Annotated in this window: 16 protein-coding genes; 6 read left to right on the top strand and 10 right to left on the bottom strand. The window is 69.4% G+C overall.

The window, feature by feature from the left end; genetic code table 11:
- The first annotated feature begins 306 nt into the window (after window positions 1–306).
- A complete protein-coding gene (locus AMIS_RS13145) occupies window positions 307–753 on the top strand; it encodes a nuclear transport factor 2 family protein (RefSeq protein ID WP_014442778.1) in 447 nt (148 codons plus the stop codon).
- 238 nt (window positions 754–991) lie between these two features.
- Here AMIS_RS13145 and AMIS_RS13140 read toward each other — a convergent pair whose 3' ends face one another.
- The 3 genes from AMIS_RS13140 to AMIS_RS13130 form a co-directional block, all read right to left on the bottom strand.
- Entirely contained in the window at window positions 992–1399 is a 408-nt protein-coding gene (locus tag AMIS_RS13140; protein ID WP_157434842.1) for a hypothetical protein, read from the bottom strand.
- 433 nt (window positions 1400–1832) lie between these two features.
- Entirely contained in the window at window positions 1833–2348 is a 516-nt protein-coding gene (locus AMIS_RS13135; RefSeq protein ID WP_014442776.1) for a hypothetical protein, read from the bottom strand.
- A 264-nt stretch (window positions 2349–2612) separates the two neighbouring features.
- Entirely contained in the window at window positions 2613–3086 is a 474-nt protein-coding gene (locus AMIS_RS13130; RefSeq protein ID WP_014442775.1) for a DUF2267 domain-containing protein, read from the bottom strand.
- A gap of 381 nt (window positions 3087–3467) precedes the next feature.
- Between AMIS_RS13130 and AMIS_RS42620 the strand changes: the two genes are divergently transcribed.
- Entirely contained in the window at window positions 3468–3614 is a 147-nt protein-coding gene (locus AMIS_RS42620; RefSeq protein ID WP_157434841.1) for a hypothetical protein, read from the top strand.
- A gap of 42 nt (window positions 3615–3656) precedes the next feature.
- Here AMIS_RS42620 and AMIS_RS13120 read toward each other — a convergent pair whose 3' ends face one another.
- Window positions 3657–4571, bottom strand: a complete 915-nt coding sequence (locus tag AMIS_RS13120) for an NADP-dependent oxidoreductase (RefSeq protein WP_014442773.1) — start codon at window positions 4569–4571, stop codon at window positions 3657–3659.
- A gap of 153 nt (window positions 4572–4724) precedes the next feature.
- Here AMIS_RS13120 and AMIS_RS13115 point away from each other — a divergent pair, with 153 nt between their 5' ends.
- Window positions 4725–5387 (top strand): hypothetical protein, encoded by a 663-nt coding sequence (locus AMIS_RS13115; RefSeq protein WP_014442772.1) that lies wholly within the window; start codon window positions 4725–4727, stop codon window positions 5385–5387.
- A gap of 128 nt (window positions 5388–5515) precedes the next feature.
- Entirely contained in the window at window positions 5516–6319 is an 804-nt protein-coding gene (locus AMIS_RS13110; protein ID WP_014442771.1) for a hypothetical protein, read from the top strand.
- A 31-nt stretch (window positions 6320–6350) separates the two neighbouring features.
- Here the strand turns inward: AMIS_RS13110 and AMIS_RS40500 are convergent, their stop codons facing one another.
- Together AMIS_RS40500 and AMIS_RS13100 are read right to left on the bottom strand one after the other, a co-directional pair.
- On the bottom strand, window positions 6351–7619 hold the full coding sequence (locus AMIS_RS40500) for a VanW family protein (RefSeq protein WP_014442770.1): 1269 nt from the start codon (window positions 7617–7619) through the stop codon (window positions 6351–6353).
- 66 nt (window positions 7620–7685) lie between these two features.
- Window positions 7686–9929, bottom strand: a complete 2244-nt coding sequence (locus AMIS_RS13100; RefSeq protein WP_157434840.1) for an MMPL family transporter — start codon at window positions 9927–9929, stop codon at window positions 7686–7688.
- Window positions 9930–10075: 146 nt separating this feature from the next.
- On the opposite strand from AMIS_RS13100, the gene AMIS_RS13095 reads away from it, so the two are divergent.
- Window positions 10076–11329, top strand: coding sequence for a sensor histidine kinase (locus AMIS_RS13095; protein ID WP_014442768.1), 1254 nt, complete (start codon window positions 10076–10078; stop codon window positions 11327–11329).
- Between the two features lie 104 nt (window positions 11330–11433).
- On the opposite strand, the gene AMIS_RS13090 is transcribed toward AMIS_RS13095, so the two are convergent.
- Complete coding sequence (locus AMIS_RS13090; RefSeq protein ID WP_014442767.1) at window positions 11434–12111, bottom strand: response regulator transcription factor; 678 nt, start codon at window positions 12109–12111, stop codon at window positions 11434–11436.
- Between the two features lie 251 nt (window positions 12112–12362).
- Between AMIS_RS13090 and AMIS_RS13085 the strand changes: the two genes are divergently transcribed.
- Complete coding sequence (locus tag AMIS_RS13085; protein WP_231859295.1) at window positions 12363–13226, top strand: hypothetical protein; 864 nt, start codon at window positions 12363–12365, stop codon at window positions 13224–13226.
- A gap of 196 nt (window positions 13227–13422) precedes the next feature.
- On the opposite strand, the gene AMIS_RS13080 is transcribed toward AMIS_RS13085, so the two are convergent.
- The 3 genes from AMIS_RS13080 to AMIS_RS13070 form a co-directional block, all read right to left on the bottom strand.
- Window positions 13423–13641, bottom strand: a complete 219-nt coding sequence (locus AMIS_RS13080; RefSeq protein ID WP_014442765.1) for a hypothetical protein — start codon at window positions 13639–13641, stop codon at window positions 13423–13425.
- Between the two features lie 78 nt (window positions 13642–13719).
- A complete protein-coding gene (locus AMIS_RS13075) occupies window positions 13720–14703 on the bottom strand; it encodes a C45 family autoproteolytic acyltransferase/hydolase (RefSeq protein ID WP_014442764.1) in 984 nt (327 codons plus the stop codon).
- A gap of 100 nt (window positions 14704–14803) precedes the next feature.
- On the bottom strand, window positions 14804–15046 hold the full coding sequence (locus AMIS_RS13070; protein ID WP_041830801.1) for a hypothetical protein: 243 nt from the start codon (window positions 15044–15046) through the stop codon (window positions 14804–14806).
- Between the last annotated feature and the right edge of the window lies 1 nt (window position 15047).

The raw sequence follows: 15047 nt of genomic DNA, 5'->3' as shown, positions 1-15047 counted from the left end.
TACGCAGGTCTGCACATGCGGGAGATCGGCCACGTCGTCTCGCTCACCAACAGGTGAGAGAACAAAGACGGCAGCGCACTCTGCTGCCGCCTTCCGCGCACTGGCGGGATGCCCAGTCACAGCCGATGGTGGTCATGCCCGCCAGCATCCTGTCGTGCCGATGTGAGTGCGCTCGAGCCGGTCATGCCCGGCTCGTCGGGCCGTACAGCGCACTGCAAGTTCGGTAGGGTACGTCAATGTGAGTCGGCCAGCCGGATATATCGGCGTGGCGCGCAAGAGAAGTCGCCGATTCGGGGAGAGCACGGCATGAGCAGCCCGCGCGAAACCTTTCTCAAACTGGTACACGGTGTCTGCGACGGCCCGTACGAGGAGTTGGCCGACTTGTACGCCGAACAGACGCTGGTCACACACCCGTTTCATCCACTCGACGCACCGCCGTTGCACAGCCGCAGGGAACTGCACGAGCACTTCACCGCGCCGCCTCTGATCACCCGGACGCTGAACCGTAAACCGGTCGACATTGTGATCCATGAAACCGCCGACCCGGAAGTGATTGTTGCCGAGTTCGCCTATCAGGGACGAGTCGAAGAGACGGGCGAGGAGTTCACGGTGCCGTGCGTCTTTGTGATGCGCATCCGTGATGGGCTGATTGTCGAGTCGCGAGACTATATCCACCATATCGCCAGTGCACGGGCCCGCGGTCAGCTCGATAGCCTCCTGCACGCACTCCGGCCACAAGAAGACGCTTCCTGATCCACGTCCGGCGTTCAACGCACTCAATTGCCGCAGACAAAGCGCGCTCCGCTTCGATCTCAACACGCATCGGCTCGCCTACCGGCACGGTAGCGTAGCCGGCCTCGGTGACGCAGCGGGTCCTCCGCGGCGACGCGCGGCTGGGGCCGGAGGCTAAAGCGCAAGCTAAGGAATTTCGACTCGGCGGCCAGAGGCCGAACAGCGATTCATACACGGTCCAGTACCTCCAGACGACATGTCAGCTCCTTTTCGCGGGCACGACGTCTTCGGGACAGTCGATCACCGAGTGCAGGATGTCGCGGACATAGGGGTCGTTCGGTGGCTGGCGGAAGCTGAACCGCCAGCATTCCGGCCCCTCGGGTTCCCACTTCGCGGCCTCGGCGAAGAACAGCACGTCCACCCGGCCGCCCGGCCGATCGCCGTGCTCCACCTCGGTGCCGAGCACCTGCCCGCCGTTCTCCTCGGCGTACTTCTCCACCAGCTGTACGATCGCCTCCGGCTCGTCGGCACTCCGATAGCCGTCGCCGTGCGACTCGGTCCGGTGTGCCGTTAGCTCGGCCTGCTTCTCGAAGTGCCGGGTGGCGCAGCCGGCCGTCGCCACGATCGCCAGCATGCTGCAGCCCATGGCCGCCCATCGAAGTCCCACCCGCGCATGATCGCATGTGCCGGTGGCCTCGCCTGCGGCGTTCACCTCCCGGCCCGAGCGCCGCCGCCCAGGCGCCCAGGGCGGCGGCGCTGTCGGTTGCCTTCTTGACGGCCTGGGCGTCGGCTTCGGCGCGGTCGGCGGCGGCGTCCAGCAACAGCTCCAGCGGAAAGCTCGCCGGCCATGATCGTCGATACCTTCAAGGCACGACATCACGGTAAAGAATGTCCTGCCCATGCTGGCGCGACGTCCTCTCATGCCGCGATTCGCGCGCTCGGCCCGCTCAACCGTCGTTCGCCGGCAGGGTGCGTAACCGGTGCTCCAGCACGCTGTCGGGACCGGCCAGCTCCCGCCGCCGCGGTGATCACGGTTCAGGTGCCGCGGGGGGCGGGACTCGCAACAATCGACCCGGCTCGGTAGCCCGTCGCATACGCCGTCACACCGGGTAGACGCGGTACTGCAGCTTTTCGTCGTACCGCAGACCGGTGACCGCCGTGATGATCGACCAGAGGAAGTCCTCGTCCGGGCCCCAGGACGGCAGAGCAATCTCGGCCTCGACCGGCAGGGGTGTTCCTTCGTTCTCGACCACCACACCGTCGGCGTAGACGTAATGCCGAGTGCGTTCGCCATTCGTGAACAGCGTGAAGCCGTACGTGCTCGAAACGCTGCTGAAGAAGACCAGCAAAGCGTCGGCCGGGTCGGTCGGCTCCCAGCCCATGACCACATCCATCATCGGGTTCCAGACCTGCACCCAGCCACCCGACTCGGCGGCATAGAGGGCGTCGGGTTTGAGGGCGCTCGTAGCCTGGTCGGCTCCGACCAGTTCGCCGCTGAATTCGGTGATGGCGAGGTCGTCCACAGCCTCGTCCGCCGTCACGTCCTGACGGAAAAGCACCGAGGTGTTCCAACCCATGATCAAGACCTTTCCTTGTACGGCGGGGCCGCTGCCCATTGTTCAGGGCGGCATCGTCGGGACAACGCGGGAGGGCGCTTTCGTGAGATACCGACGGCTTCGCTCGCATAGAAGACCCCGTTCATCGCCGCGGAGCGGACTCCGCCGCCCTGCTGGCCGCCTCCCAGCAAGCTCCGCAAGAAGCGGCCGAGGTCAGCCACGCTCCCGCATCGGGCGACGCCGCCTGCACCCGCCTCGGGGAGGGTCAGGCGGCACTGTCGTGCGGCTACCGGGTGATGTGGGCGAGGCGGCCCGGCGCGGGTCCTAAGCCAGCTGCTTGCGCAGGACCGGCACGGCTGCGGGCACCTGGATGCGGTCCACGAGAGCTCCGGCAGCCGGTTGGGTACGGGCGACAGGCGGGCGCCCCGCCTGCAGCAACGGGCGCAGATCGGCGGCGACCAGGTGCGCGAACGCGGCCGGGCTGATCACCCGCAGGGACGCGTTGAGGTGTTCCAGGACCACGCGCGCCAGGAACGCGTTGTCCGGCTGGTCCACGTACAGGATCGCGGTGATCCGGTCGAGGAAGGCGCGGCAGGAGGCCGGGGTCTCGATCCGCGCGCGCCCGGCCAGCCCGGTTCGGATCTCGCTGGGAAGGTGGGGCTCGAGCAGCTCCGACGCCCGGGGCGGCAGGACGTCGGCGAGCGCGCCGAGTACGCCGCTGACCGCCCGCAGGCTTTCGCGGCGGCCGTGGAGCCGGGCCCCGTGTTCGATTCCGGTCAGAAACACGTCGATATCCACTGCGGGGTCCTTCCAAGCCTGCGGGAGCCCGGGAGTGCCCGGGCGGCGAGGACTCAAACCGCAATGAGACGGACGTTACGCCGGGGCCGGCACACCCGGTCGGCCGCAGAACAGGCCGAAAGTCCTCTCATATGCTGGTACGGGCTGCCGATGAGCACAGCAAACACAGCGCTAGTTGTGGCCGAAGGAGGCGACATCATGGTGCAGGCACCCACGCAGGTTCAACGCTCAGGTCGGGACGGTTCGGCCCGTGGTTCCGGGGATGGTTTCCGGGTCGGGGCGAGTCACGATGCCCCGGTACGGACCGGGTCGACCACGGTCCCGGCCGGCGGCCGGAAGCTCCCGCCGATCGAGTGGCCGCGAACCGACTATCGCAAGATCATGATCACCGACCTGACGGGCGCCGGAAAGGGGATCGCGACGGCGGCACTCGTGATCGCCGTGCTGGTCGCGGCCGGGATGGGTATCGCGGTGGCGGTGACGAGCATCCTCAACGCCCTGGGATTCGATCCGGCCTCGTTGTACTGAACACGGCAAGGGACCCGCCATGCGCTGACCCGCCATGGCGGGTCAGCCCACCGTCAGCACGAGCTTTCCGCGCAGCCCGCCCGCCAGCACCCGCCGGTGGGCGGCGGCCGCTTCGGTCAACGGCATCGTGGCCGCCACGCGCGTGCTCAGCTGCCCTGACGCCACCTGCCCCACCAGCTCGGCCAGCAGTTCGCGGTCGAGCCGGATGAGCTGCACCTCCTGGCGCACGCCACGTGCCGGATCGATGGGCGGCGTGGGCCGGGTCGTCACCACGACTCCCCCGTCCTCGACGGCAGCGGCCGCGGCCTCGCCGAGCGGGACCGCGTCGAACACCGCGCCCACCGGCCCCACCGAGGCCAGATCGACGGAACGGGGAATCACCTCGTGAGCGCCGAGACCCCGTACCCATTGCTCGTCGTCGTGGCTTGCCTGGGCCACGACACGGAAGCCGGCGCGGAGGGCGAGCCGGGTGGCGAAGCCGCCGACACCACCGCTGGCACCGGTGATCAGGATGCTGCCACCGGCCGGCGACATCAGCGACAGCCCCTGGTGTGCCGTCTGGGCGTTGAGCGGCACCGTGGCCGCGGACACGAAGTCGAGCTCGTCCGGCAGCCGCACCAACCAGTCCGTGTCGGCGGCCACGAGCTCGGCATAGCCACCGGGCGTACCCCGCGTCAGGTACCACGGGATCATCCCGACGACACGATCACCCACCCCGAGGTCCGTCGCGCCGGGGCCGGCCGCGACCACCTCGCCGGCGATGTCCCACCCGGGCGAGAACGGCGGCTGCACGGGCCCGCCGGGAATCCGCCCGGTGGTGGCGGCGAGGTCGGCTGGGTGCACACAGACCGCGCGGATCCGGACCACCACCTGACCGGGCTCCGCCTCGGGGTCGGGCAACTCCGTCACCTGCAACACCTCAGGACCGCCGAGCGCGGCCGCGACGACTCCCCGCATCCGTCCACTCTAGACCTTTGCGGCCGCCGAGAGTCTTTTTTCGAGCACCAGGCCTGATCCGAGTCAGACAGCCGCAGAAGAAAGCCGCGGGCATCCCCCTGACCGGCACTTTGATATGGTTCGCGGCCCGTAGAGAGACCCACAAGGGGCGACATGACCGACGAGCGTTCACCGGCACTGTCGGTGCCTCCCGGACCCGGCGTGGCGTCGGATCGGCGGCCGCAGCTGCTCCGGATCGCACAGATCGGGCGCTGGCTGGCCTTCCCGCTCACCGCCGTCATCGGCGTCCTCGTCACGATGGCCGCGCACGACCTCGCCGGGAGCGTCGAACCGTTCCGGTCGCTGCGGGACGCGTTGCACTGGGCCGGTTACACCCTCGTGGTGCTGAACGTGACGTGCCTGCTCGTCGGCGCGCTGCTGCAGACCCCGCCGGCCGTGATCAGGCGCGGCCGGGTCAGAGTCGGATGGATAACGGTGGCGGCGCTGCTCGCGCACCATCTGCTGGTGGCACTGGTGGCAGTTCCGATCGCCGCGATCGCGCCGGAGCCCGATCCCGACTACGGACGGTACGACCCCTCGACGCACTATCCGGTCTTCCTCGGCTTCGTGCTGACCGGGCTCACCCTGGTCGCCATGACCGGGCTCGTCTTCTTCCGGGACACTCCCAAGGTGTCGGCCGACCGGTCACCGCTGTACAACAAACCGCCGAAGCGACGCGTGGACGGCATCGTCCTGCCGTTGGTCATGCTGGGCGGGCTCGGCTGGATCGGCGGCCTGATGTCCCTGATCTCCGTGCTCTACCACGGCCTCACCTGACCCGGGCTTCGCCGCTGTATGCCCCTCGATCACCGTGGCTATCGTCATCAGCGTGGCGATGATCCAGGCGGGGTGCGATGAGTGAACGATCTCCCATACCGTCGGCCGCCGGGCCTGAGGGCGACGGCGTGCGATCCCGCCCACCGATCCATCTGCGATCGGCGGCCTTCGACCCGGCGGTGAGCTCGCAGCCCGGCGCCCCGTCCGAGCGACCGCCCGCGGCGCCACCGCTCGCCGCCGCGCCACAGCCCCCGTTCGTCACCACCTGGCAGCCGCCCGAGGCTCCACCGGACGCCGCCGGGCACTCGCAGCACGACGCACCAGCGGGGCGCACAGCGCTGATCGGGATGGCGATGGCCTGGCGGTGGCTGGCCGTTCCGGTCACCATCGCCGCCGCCACCGCCCTCACGATGGCCGCTCACGACCTGGCCGACAAGCCCGGGCCATGGATGTCCCTGCGTGACGACCTGCACTGGGCCGGGTACACGCTCGTGGTTCTGAACATCGCGGCTGTCCTGGTGGGAGCTCTGCTGCAGACCCCGTCGGCGGTGATCCTGCGAGGCCGGGTCGGCGCGGGCTGGACCAGCGTGGCAGCGCTGGTCACCCACCATGTGCTGGTGGCGGTGGTCGCCATCCCCCTCGCCGCAGTCTCGCCGGAGCCGGATCCCTCCTACGGCAGGTACGACCCGGCGGCCAACTATCCGCTCTTCCTCGGCTTCGCGCTCACCGGGCTGACCGTCCTGGCGATCACCGGTGTGGTCTTCCTCAGATTCCCGGCGGACGGCACCGCGCCGGATTCGGCCGGCCGGCGCTCCGCTCAGCGCAAACCGGAGACGGAGCCCCTGCTCGTTCTCTTCCTCGCGGTCGGAGCGATCAGCTGGTTCGGCGCACTAATGTTCTCCATCAATCTGATCTGGCGAGCGGTCTCCTGAGCCGGCACGGCCGATCCCCGCTGCCGGGGATTCAGTCGAGGCCGTTGTAGGTCCAGTGCGTCGTCGTCGTGCCGGTTTCGCGGTCGTTGTCGTGAACGGTGCGGGTGACGCTCACGGAGAACCCGCCGTCGGGACCGACCGGGGTGCGCGGGCCGGTGACCGAGTCGACCCGGCGGTCACCGGTGTGGCCGTAGAGGGCGACCGTCACCGACGTCGCCGTGGTCCGGGCGCGGATGACGATCGGCGCCGAAGTGTCGTTGCGGAAGATGTTCTCGATGTTGCCCCAGTCGAGGGTGGCCTCCCGCCCGGCCGGGTAGCGGGAGATGTATTTCGTGTGCGGCTGGTGTTTCAGGCTGGGCAGCCCGGCGAACCAGACGGCGTTGTACAGCGTGGTGGAGAACTGGGAGATCCCGCCGCCGAGCTCGTCGTGCAGTTGGCCTGCGACGATGGCCGGTGCGGGCAGATAACCCTTGGCCCGGGTACGTTCACCGACCCGCTCGTTGAGGGAGAACGTCGCGCCCGGCGCGACCACGGTGCCGTCGACCGTCCGCGCGATGAGGTGGATGTTGGTGACCCGCGGCTGGCAGCAGCCGTGGTACGTGGTGAACGAGCCGATCAGCTGGTCCACTCCCGCCAGGTTCGCCGGTTGCGTTCCGGCCGGTCGCCGGGTGGTGGGGATGGTCGCCTCGGGACGGCCGGATCCGGCCGCCGCGGTGAGCGCCGCCACAGCGGCCGTGGTGTCGACGGACCAGCCGTCGGTGCCGGCCTTCCGCTCGACGCCCGCGGTGGAGGCGGTGAACGACGCGTCACCCTTGTCGTCCAGGCGCGTGGCGGGGGCCGCCAGTTCGACACGCGTGTCGACGGCGGCCCGGTCGTGGCGAGCCAGCACCGCGCGCAACGCGGCGGTGTCCACGGTCATCACCGCGGAGCTCGCCCCGGACAGGGTTGCTCGGACCGTCGCGTCCACGTCGAGCCGGACGCCGGCCGCCACCGGCTCGAGGGTGAAGGTTCGGCGGGCGCCGCTGAGCCGTACCGTGATCGGTTGCTCGACCCGGGACCGGACCGTGGACTCGATCACCCCGCGGAGCTGTCGCTCACTCAGGCCACCGACCTCGACCCCGGCGACGGTACGGCCGGCCGGGACCACGGCGGGACGGCGTTTCGACAGGACCACCGCCGCGACAGCCAGGATCAGCACCAGCACCCCCGCTGCGGCGAGCCAGCCGTAGCGCCGGCGCGGCCGGGCCGTGTAGACCGCGCCGCGGGAGAGCGGATCTTTCGCCGGAAGAGTTGCGGTCACGGTGGTCTCCTCAGAACCCGGCGGTGGTGTCGTTGACCTCGGCGAACGCACTCGATGCGCCGATGATCAACCACCATGGTGCCCGGCATCGTGAGCGCCGCCGTCAGTCAAGTGACTGCTCTTCACCCCCCGTCCAGCGGGCAGCGCGTCCGGACGCCGTCGCCGATCAGGAGGTGCTGACGGCGCGACCGGCAGCTTGCCCGGCCACCAGTTACCGCGCCCGAGCAGCGTCATCAGTGCCGGCAGGACGATTCCCCGGATCACCAGGGCGTCCAGCAGGACGGCCAGGGCCAGGCCGAGACCGAGCTGCTTGAACTCGATCAGGCTCAGCGTCGCGAAGATGGCGAACACCGAGACCATGACGATCGCCGCGCTGGTCACGATGCCGGCCGAGCGGCTGATCCCCTCGGAGACCGCCTGCCGGATGCTGACGCCGGTCTGCGCGGCTTCCTTGATCGAGCTGACCACGAAGACGTGGTAGTCCATCGACAGCCCGAACAGAACGACGAACAGGAAGAGCGGGATCCAGGAGACGATCGCCCCGTTGGACCGGAAGTCCAGGATGCCCTCGGCCCACTCGTTCTGGAAGATCGCCACGAGCAACCCGAACGCTGCCGCCGCCGACAGCAGGTTGACCAGCAGAGCGACCAGGCCGACCACCACCGAGCGGAACGACACGATCATCACGATGAAGGTGAGCAGCAGCACCAGCCCGACCACCCACGGCAGCTTCGCCGCGACGTTGGCCGAGTAATCGATGCTGTTGGCCACCTCGCCGCCGACGTCGGTGCGAGCGCCACCGACCTGCCCCACCGTGGCGGGGATCAGCTCGTCACGCAGCAGCCGCACCGAACGCTCCGCCTCAGCGGTGTTGGCCGGGTACGGCGTGGCCAGGTTGATCACATGGACCGTACCGTCGGCCGAGGTGCGCGGCTGCGGGTCCTGCTCGGGTGCGAACAGGTCGGAGGTCTGCGCCCGGTCGGTCAGCCGGACCAGCGCCGCCTCGACGGCGGACGCGTCGCCCGCCTCGGCGGTGACGACGACCTCGTGGCTGGTGCCCTTCGCCGGGAACGCCTCGGTGACCCGGTCGTAGGCGGAGAGCGCCGGGATCGAGCGCGGGTAGTCGTCGATGTCCGCGGACTTCAGCTGCAGGTCGAGGGCGGGGAACGCCATCGCCAGCAACGCAGCGACGGACAGCACCAGGGTGATGGCCGGGTGCCGCAGCACCGGGCGCAGCAGCGCCGGCCACAGCCGCGGCTCGCTGTTGCGGCCGTTGATGCGCCAGAGGATCGGCACCCGCGGCTTGTCGATCCAGCGGCCCAGCTTGGCGAGCAGGGCCGGCAGCACGGTCAGCGAGCCCACCACGGCCACCGCGACGACCAGGATGGAACCCGTGGCCAGGGAGCTGAAGATGAGGTCGTTGGAGAGGTAGAGCGCTGCCATCGACACGATGACCGCGAGGCCGGAGACGACCACGGAGTGCCCGGAGGTGGCGGCGGCGATCTCGATGGCGTCGATCGGGCCGGCGCCGCGGGCCCGTTCCTGTCGCGCCCGCTTCAGATAGAACAGCGAGTAGTCGACCCCGACTGCCATACCCATCAGCAGGATCATGTTGGGCACCTGGCCGGGGTCGGGCATGACCTGGGAGCAGATCGCCCACAGGCCCATCGCCGCGCCGACCGAGGTGAGGGCGAGCAGCACCGGCACACCGGCGGCGATGATCGCACCGAAGGCCACCATCATGATGATCAGGGTGACCGGGATGCTGAGCACCTCGGCCTTGACGAAGTCGGCGCCCAGCTGGTCGTTGATGCCGGCCTGGATGGAAGCCGCACCGGCCTGGTCGATGCGCAGCGCCGGGAAGTCGGCGCGCACCTCCTCCACCACGCCGAGCACCGGCTGGATGCGCTGGTCGGCGGTGACCGGGTCGCCGGACAGGGTGACCGGGACGAGCAACGACGCACCGTCGCGTGCGGGAACGGCCTCACCGACCGACTCGACCTCGGCCAGGCCGCGCGCTCTGTCTCGCACCGCGGTGGCGGCACGGGTCGCCGCCGCCCGGTCGAAGGTTCCCCCATCGGCGCTGATCAGGATGTTCTCGACCGTCGCCGGAACCATCGACTTGTCGTCGAGCGTCTGCGCGGCGCGGCCTGACTCGCCCTGGCCGATCTCCGTGGGAGTGGCCAGGGTGAAGCCCATCGACATGGCGCCGAGGCAGACCGCCACGAACAGGGTCCACAGCCCGATGGCGGTCCACGGGCGCTTGGCGCTCCACCGGGCGATTCGTACGGTGACCTGTCGCTTTCTCAAAACCGCGGCCTCTCTGAGCACGTTCCACTGGGGACGTCTCGAATTCTGGTGCGCCGGGTGCGGGGAGTCAGGGGTACAGGAACCCCACCGCGAAGGTGGACTTAAGTCCCGTTCGCACCCGCCGCCGCATCCGGATAATCAGCGGCATGACGAACCAACTGGCGCGCCTGATCGCCGGCCGGCGGCGGTTGCTCGGCTGGGCTGCCGTCCTGATCCTCGTGGTGCTGGGCGAGCTGGTGATGCTGACCTGGGCGCTGTCCGCGCTGACGCTCTCTCTCTTGTGGATCACGGCTCCGCTGTTCACCGGCGCGGTCCTCGCGAACCGTGCGCTGGCCGGCCACCGGCGCGCCTGGCTGGACCGCGAGCTGGGCATGCCGGTCGCCGACGGTTACCGGCCGCTGCCCGCCACCGGCTGGTGGGCACGGTTCACCACCGCGCTGCGTGACCCCGCCACGTGGCGTGACATGCGCTGGATGCTCGTCGACATGACGGCCGGGCTGGTGCTGCTGGCCGTACCGGTGATCGCCTTCGCCGCCGGGGCGCTCAGCCTCACTCTGCCGCTGCTGTGGCTGTTGCTGCCGGACGGCGCCGCGCTGGACTACCCCTTCGGCGCGACGGTGGAGGACACCGTCGACGCGGTCACCATCGGCGTGCCGTGGGGCATCGCCTGTCTGGCCGTCTTCTGGCTGTTCACCCCGGTGGTGATGCGGGCGTACGGCCGGCTGACCGCGGCCCTGCTGCGTCCCGGCGACCGATGGCTGCTCACCGAGCGGGTGGAACACCTGGCCTCCAGCCGGGCGCAGACCGTCGACGCCCAGGCCGGCGAGCTGCGCCGCATCGAACGTGATCTCCACGACGGCGCCCAGGCCCACCTGGTGGCGCTCGGCATGAGCCTGGGCATGGTGGAGAACCTGGTCCGTCATGACCCGGCCGCGCGGGAGCTGCTCGCCGAGGCGCGGGCCCACAACGCCCAGGCGATCTCCGAGCTGCGTGCGCTGATCACCGGCCTCCGCCCGCAGGTGCTCAACGACCGCGGTCTGATCGGAGCGGTCGAGTCGCTGGCCCTCCGCATCCCGCTGCCGATCGACATCGAGCTCGACGTGCCGGGCCGGCTGCCCGAGCCGGTCGAGACGGCGGCCTACTTCACGATCTCCGAGGCGCTGGCCAACACGGTCAAGCACAGCGGCGCGACCCGGGCCTGGGTGCGCGGGAGCTGGGCGGACGACATGCTGCGCCTGCAGGTCGGTGACAACGGTCGCGGTGGCGCGGTGGTCCGCCCCGGTGGCGGCCTGGACGGCATCCGGCAGCGGCTGGCCGCCTTCGACGGCGTCCTGACGCCGGCCCCGGACCCGGTGAGCGGCACCACGCTGGTCATCGAGGTGCCGGTGCCGTCGCCGTAGCCGGGTGGCACACGGTCATCACCTGGACGTTGGCGTGCTCGATCGCCTCCACCAGCGCGGCGACCAGGACTTGCCCGCCGCCCTCCGGGAAAGCGGGCGGCCGCTCAGCCGCCCAGGTACGCGAGAACCGCCAGCACACGGCGGTTGTCGCCCTCGGACAGGTGCAGGCCGAGCTTCGTGAAGATGTTGTTGATGTGCTTCGCGACGGCCTTCTCCGTGATGAACAGCCGCCGGGCGACGGCGACGTTGGATCGGCCCTCGGCCATCAGCGAGAGCACCTCCCGCTCCCGCGGGCTCAACGGCTCCAGAGACCGCTCCCGCGACCGCCCGGTCAGCAGCTGGGCGATCACCTCGGGGTCCATCGCGGTGCCGCCGGCCGCCACCCGCTGGACCGCCTCGATGAACTGATCGACCTCCAGGACCCGGTCCTTCAGCAGATAGCCGACCGCGCCCTGGCCGTCCGACAGCAGCTCCTTGGCGTAGAGCGGCTCGACGAACTGCGAGAGCACCAGCACCGGCAGCCGGGGCACCACGGCCCGGGCCTCGATGGCGGCGCGCAGCCCGTCGTCGGTGCGGTCGGGAGGCATCCGCACGTCGACCACGGCCACGTCGGGCCGGTGCTCGATGAGGGCCGCCTTGAGGTCGGGACCGTTGTCGGCCCAGGCGATCACGTCGAAGCCGGACGACTCCAGCATCCGGATGAGACCGTGACGAAGCAGGGCAAGATCCTCGCCCAGCACGACCCGCACCGTCTCGCCGCGCCGGTGGTCACCCGGGTTCATCGACTCACTACAGGGATTCGAGGGGCGCGCTCGAACGCGGGCCGCACATCGACGACGCCGCCGGCGGTGAACGGTGCCAACACGCTGACGACAGTACCCCCGGGGTGTCCGGGGCGAGCGCGGTGGGCCGGTTCGTCTCGTCAGCCTCCGACCTGTCCCCGACGGTCCAGGCAACCTTCTTGCCACGGGCCACCCCTACAACCGCGACCTGCCGCCGGCTTGATCGCAGGATGATCCGGCATCCTGGGGACGTGGCAGATCCGGAGCGCTTTCTCAAGTTCGAGCACGGGTACCGAGACGGGTTGCATTCCTACACGGTCGCCGTCGATCAGTCGGATCTTCCTAGCCCGGTATGGCCAGGTTTGCAGAAACATGACCACTACTCGGAAGATCCGGGCCTGAATCCGTGGCACCGACACGGAATCAACAACTGGTACGGGGAATCGCTCGCGGTCTGGCGTGCGCTGACCTGGGCGTTGACCGCAGGCCGGAGCCGGTATGTCATTCCCTGCTACCTCCGTGACGAGGTGGCGCAATGTCTGGGCGTCGACCGCAGCGCCATACAGCTGGTTCGATGGGAGTACGAGGTTGACATCGAGCTGCCGGACCGGGAAACCGCTGACTACGGGTTCGTCCCCGCTCGCACCAACAGCTTCCTGCGCCCATCTGAGGACACCTGGGACTCAGATCACGTCGGATTCGCCGGCCTGTTCGAGCTGAACAGCTTCCAGCAGCTCACCGACATCGACCGCATGCTCGCCGGCGACACCTGCTCCGAACTCACAGTGTTCGCCCTCCACCGTTCAGGCAGGCGAGACACCCTTGCCGCCGCGCTCAGCCAGATCGACCGCCCCGACCTGGCCGCCATCCTGGAGCCCGGCGAGATCTTCGTCGACATGGCGGTAGACCGCGAATGCGGCGCCTTCCCCAGGAGTTACCTCACCGTCAAGACGCCCCATGAGACCCGACAGGTCGACCATCTGGCCGACCACTTCAGTCAAGCATTTCGCCGTTACCTCGACATGGTCGGCCAGATCCACACGTTGAACGAGTTTCATGCCGCAATCGATGGCCTGCTCGCTCCGCCTCATACCGCCGGCCTCCACCAAGGCTGACTCCCGCTCGCCGCGACGCCGCCTCGGGCGTGGTCCGACAGGTCATCATCAGCGCTAGCTGCGAAAATAACGACGTCATCGCGTATTGAAGCGTCGTGAATTCGTCAGTCTTCCGTATGCGCCTGCTGCTGCCGCGACCCGCGTCCGTCGAGCGCAGCCGTGGTCAAGGGGTTCATGCCTCACGATCGCCGGGTCGTCACCGGTGGGTGGCGTAGCTGGCCCAGGTGGCTCCGGCCAGGGTGGCGTGGCCTTCGGCGCATTCGGCGGTGTAGCCGAGGGCTTGTGCCGCGATGGCCGGCGGCATGTCGAGGACCAGGGTGCGGATGGCTACGAGCCGGGTGCCGAGCAGATTGATCCGGGACTTGGCCGGCTGGTTCATCAAGTAGCCGCGATACTGTTGATCGTCCAGCGTCACGAAATCGCTGTTACCACCCCATGATCACCGCGATTTCGCGACGCCCGACGATCAACTTCCTCTCCTGCCGCTAGGTGGTCAGGACGGCGGCAGATCCAGCCGGTCACCGCCAGCACCGACAGCGGCCCGGCCCAGCGTCACGGTGCGGGATCCGGGTGTGAAGTCGCCGAAGGACTGTTGCCAGGACTCACCGGGCCAGTAGTAGGTCACCCGGCCGTCGACGGGCCGGTAGTGAGCTGTGTAGAGCGTTCTCGACCCCTGCTCGTCGGCGGATCGGTACAGCGGCGGCTTCAGCATCGCCGCCACGTCCGTGCCCGCGGCGCGGATGGCCCGCAGCCGCTCCTGCGTCCGCATGGTCCGTTCCTGCTCGTCGGTCACCGGCAGGTGCTGGTGGTTGGCGGCGCAGGCATCCGGCGCCACCGTCGGTGGCATGTCCGGCCCCACGAACACCGTCACCTCCTTGGCGGGATCGACAAGGGTGAGATTCTGGGGGACGGCGATCGGCAGAGATCGCAGCCTGCCGACCGCCTCGTCGACGGTGTCGCACGTCTCCAGCAGGTAGCGCACCACGATGAGAACAGCGAAACCGCCTCCGTAGACGGAACGTCCGCCCCAGGTGAGCGAGACCGCGAGACCGGCGTCGTTCATCCCGTCCAGCAAGCCCCACAGCATGTCCTGCATCCCGATGACGGGGCGCAGGAAGCAGGAGGAGACGATGGTCCCTTCGCACTGATCGGGCCGCAGGTCATAGTTGCGCAGCAGAGTGCCGTTCCGGCCGATCTGGGTGCACGCCTGGGAGAACGGCCGCAGAGCCGCGTGGGTGAGGAAGACGTCCGCCTCCGGCCGGTCGAGCTGGCCGGCCAGGCGCTCCAGAACCGGGACCAGCTCCGGCATGTGCGCACGGAACAGCGCCCGCACACGATCCGCGCCCTCCGGGGTCCGGCCCTCCTCGGTCAGCAGACCCTCCATCTCCCGCCACAGGCCCCGGGCGTGAGCGGCCCATCGCCCGTCGCCGCCGTCGCCGACCTCGATCGCCTGAAAGGTCTTGTGCTCCTGCCGCACGGCTGCCACTTCCCTGTGAGAATCGGCCGAGGTGAGGGCAACCCCACCACAGGGGTACGGGCGGGGAAGGTGCGCTTCCCCACCCGTACCGATGCGCCGTTCAGTCGCTGACGTTGATCCGGGCGCCGGGCGCGACGCCCAGCCGTTCCAGGATCTCGGTGACCTGACGGACGGCATCGCCGGACGCCAGGTCGGAGGAGACCTCGAGGTCGAGGTTGGAACCGGACTCACCGGTGCCCGCGCCGACGACCTCGAATCCGTCGAGTTCGCTCAGCTCGTCCTCGATCTCGTCCCGGTCGACGGGCAGACCGGGCGGGAAGTACACGTCCACGAAGTAAGGCATC

Origin of the sequence: Actinoplanes missouriensis 431, assembly GCF_000284295.1 — a bacterium.
In the GTDB taxonomy this organism is placed as follows: Bacteria; Actinomycetota; Actinomycetes; order Mycobacteriales; family Micromonosporaceae; genus Actinoplanes; species Actinoplanes missouriensis.
This window is presented reverse-complemented; position numbering and strand designations above follow the sequence as displayed.

What these genes read in the sequence shown, in the direction of transcription:
- AMIS_RS13145 (WP_014442778.1), top strand. Translation starts at nt 307, where the DNA reads ATGAGCAGCCCGCGCGAAACCTTTCTCAAACTGGTACACGGTGTCTGC.
- AMIS_RS13135 (WP_014442776.1), bottom strand. Translation starts at nt 2,348, where the DNA reads ATGGGCAGCGGCCCCGCCGTACAAGGAAAGGTCTTGATCATGGGTTGG.
- AMIS_RS42620 (WP_157434841.1), top strand. Translation starts at nt 3,468, where the DNA reads ATGATCACCGACCTGACGGGCGCCGGAAAGGGGATCGCGACGGCGGCA.
- AMIS_RS13120 (WP_014442773.1), bottom strand. Translation starts at nt 4,571, where the DNA reads ATGCGGGGAGTCGTCGCGGCCGCGCTCGGCGGTCCTGAGGTGTTGCAG.
- AMIS_RS13115 (WP_014442772.1), top strand. Translation starts at nt 4,725, where the DNA reads ATGACCGACGAGCGTTCACCGGCACTGTCGGTGCCTCCCGGACCCGGC.
- AMIS_RS13095 (WP_014442768.1), top strand. Translation starts at nt 10,076, where the DNA reads ATGACGAACCAACTGGCGCGCCTGATCGCCGGCCGGCGGCGGTTGCTC.
- AMIS_RS13090 (WP_014442767.1), bottom strand. Translation starts at nt 12,111, where the DNA reads ATGAACCCGGGTGACCACCGGCGCGGCGAGACGGTGCGGGTCGTGCTG.
- AMIS_RS13070 (WP_041830801.1), bottom strand. Translation starts at nt 15,046, where the DNA reads ATGCCTTACTTCGTGGACGTGTACTTCCCGCCCGGTCTGCCCGTCGAC.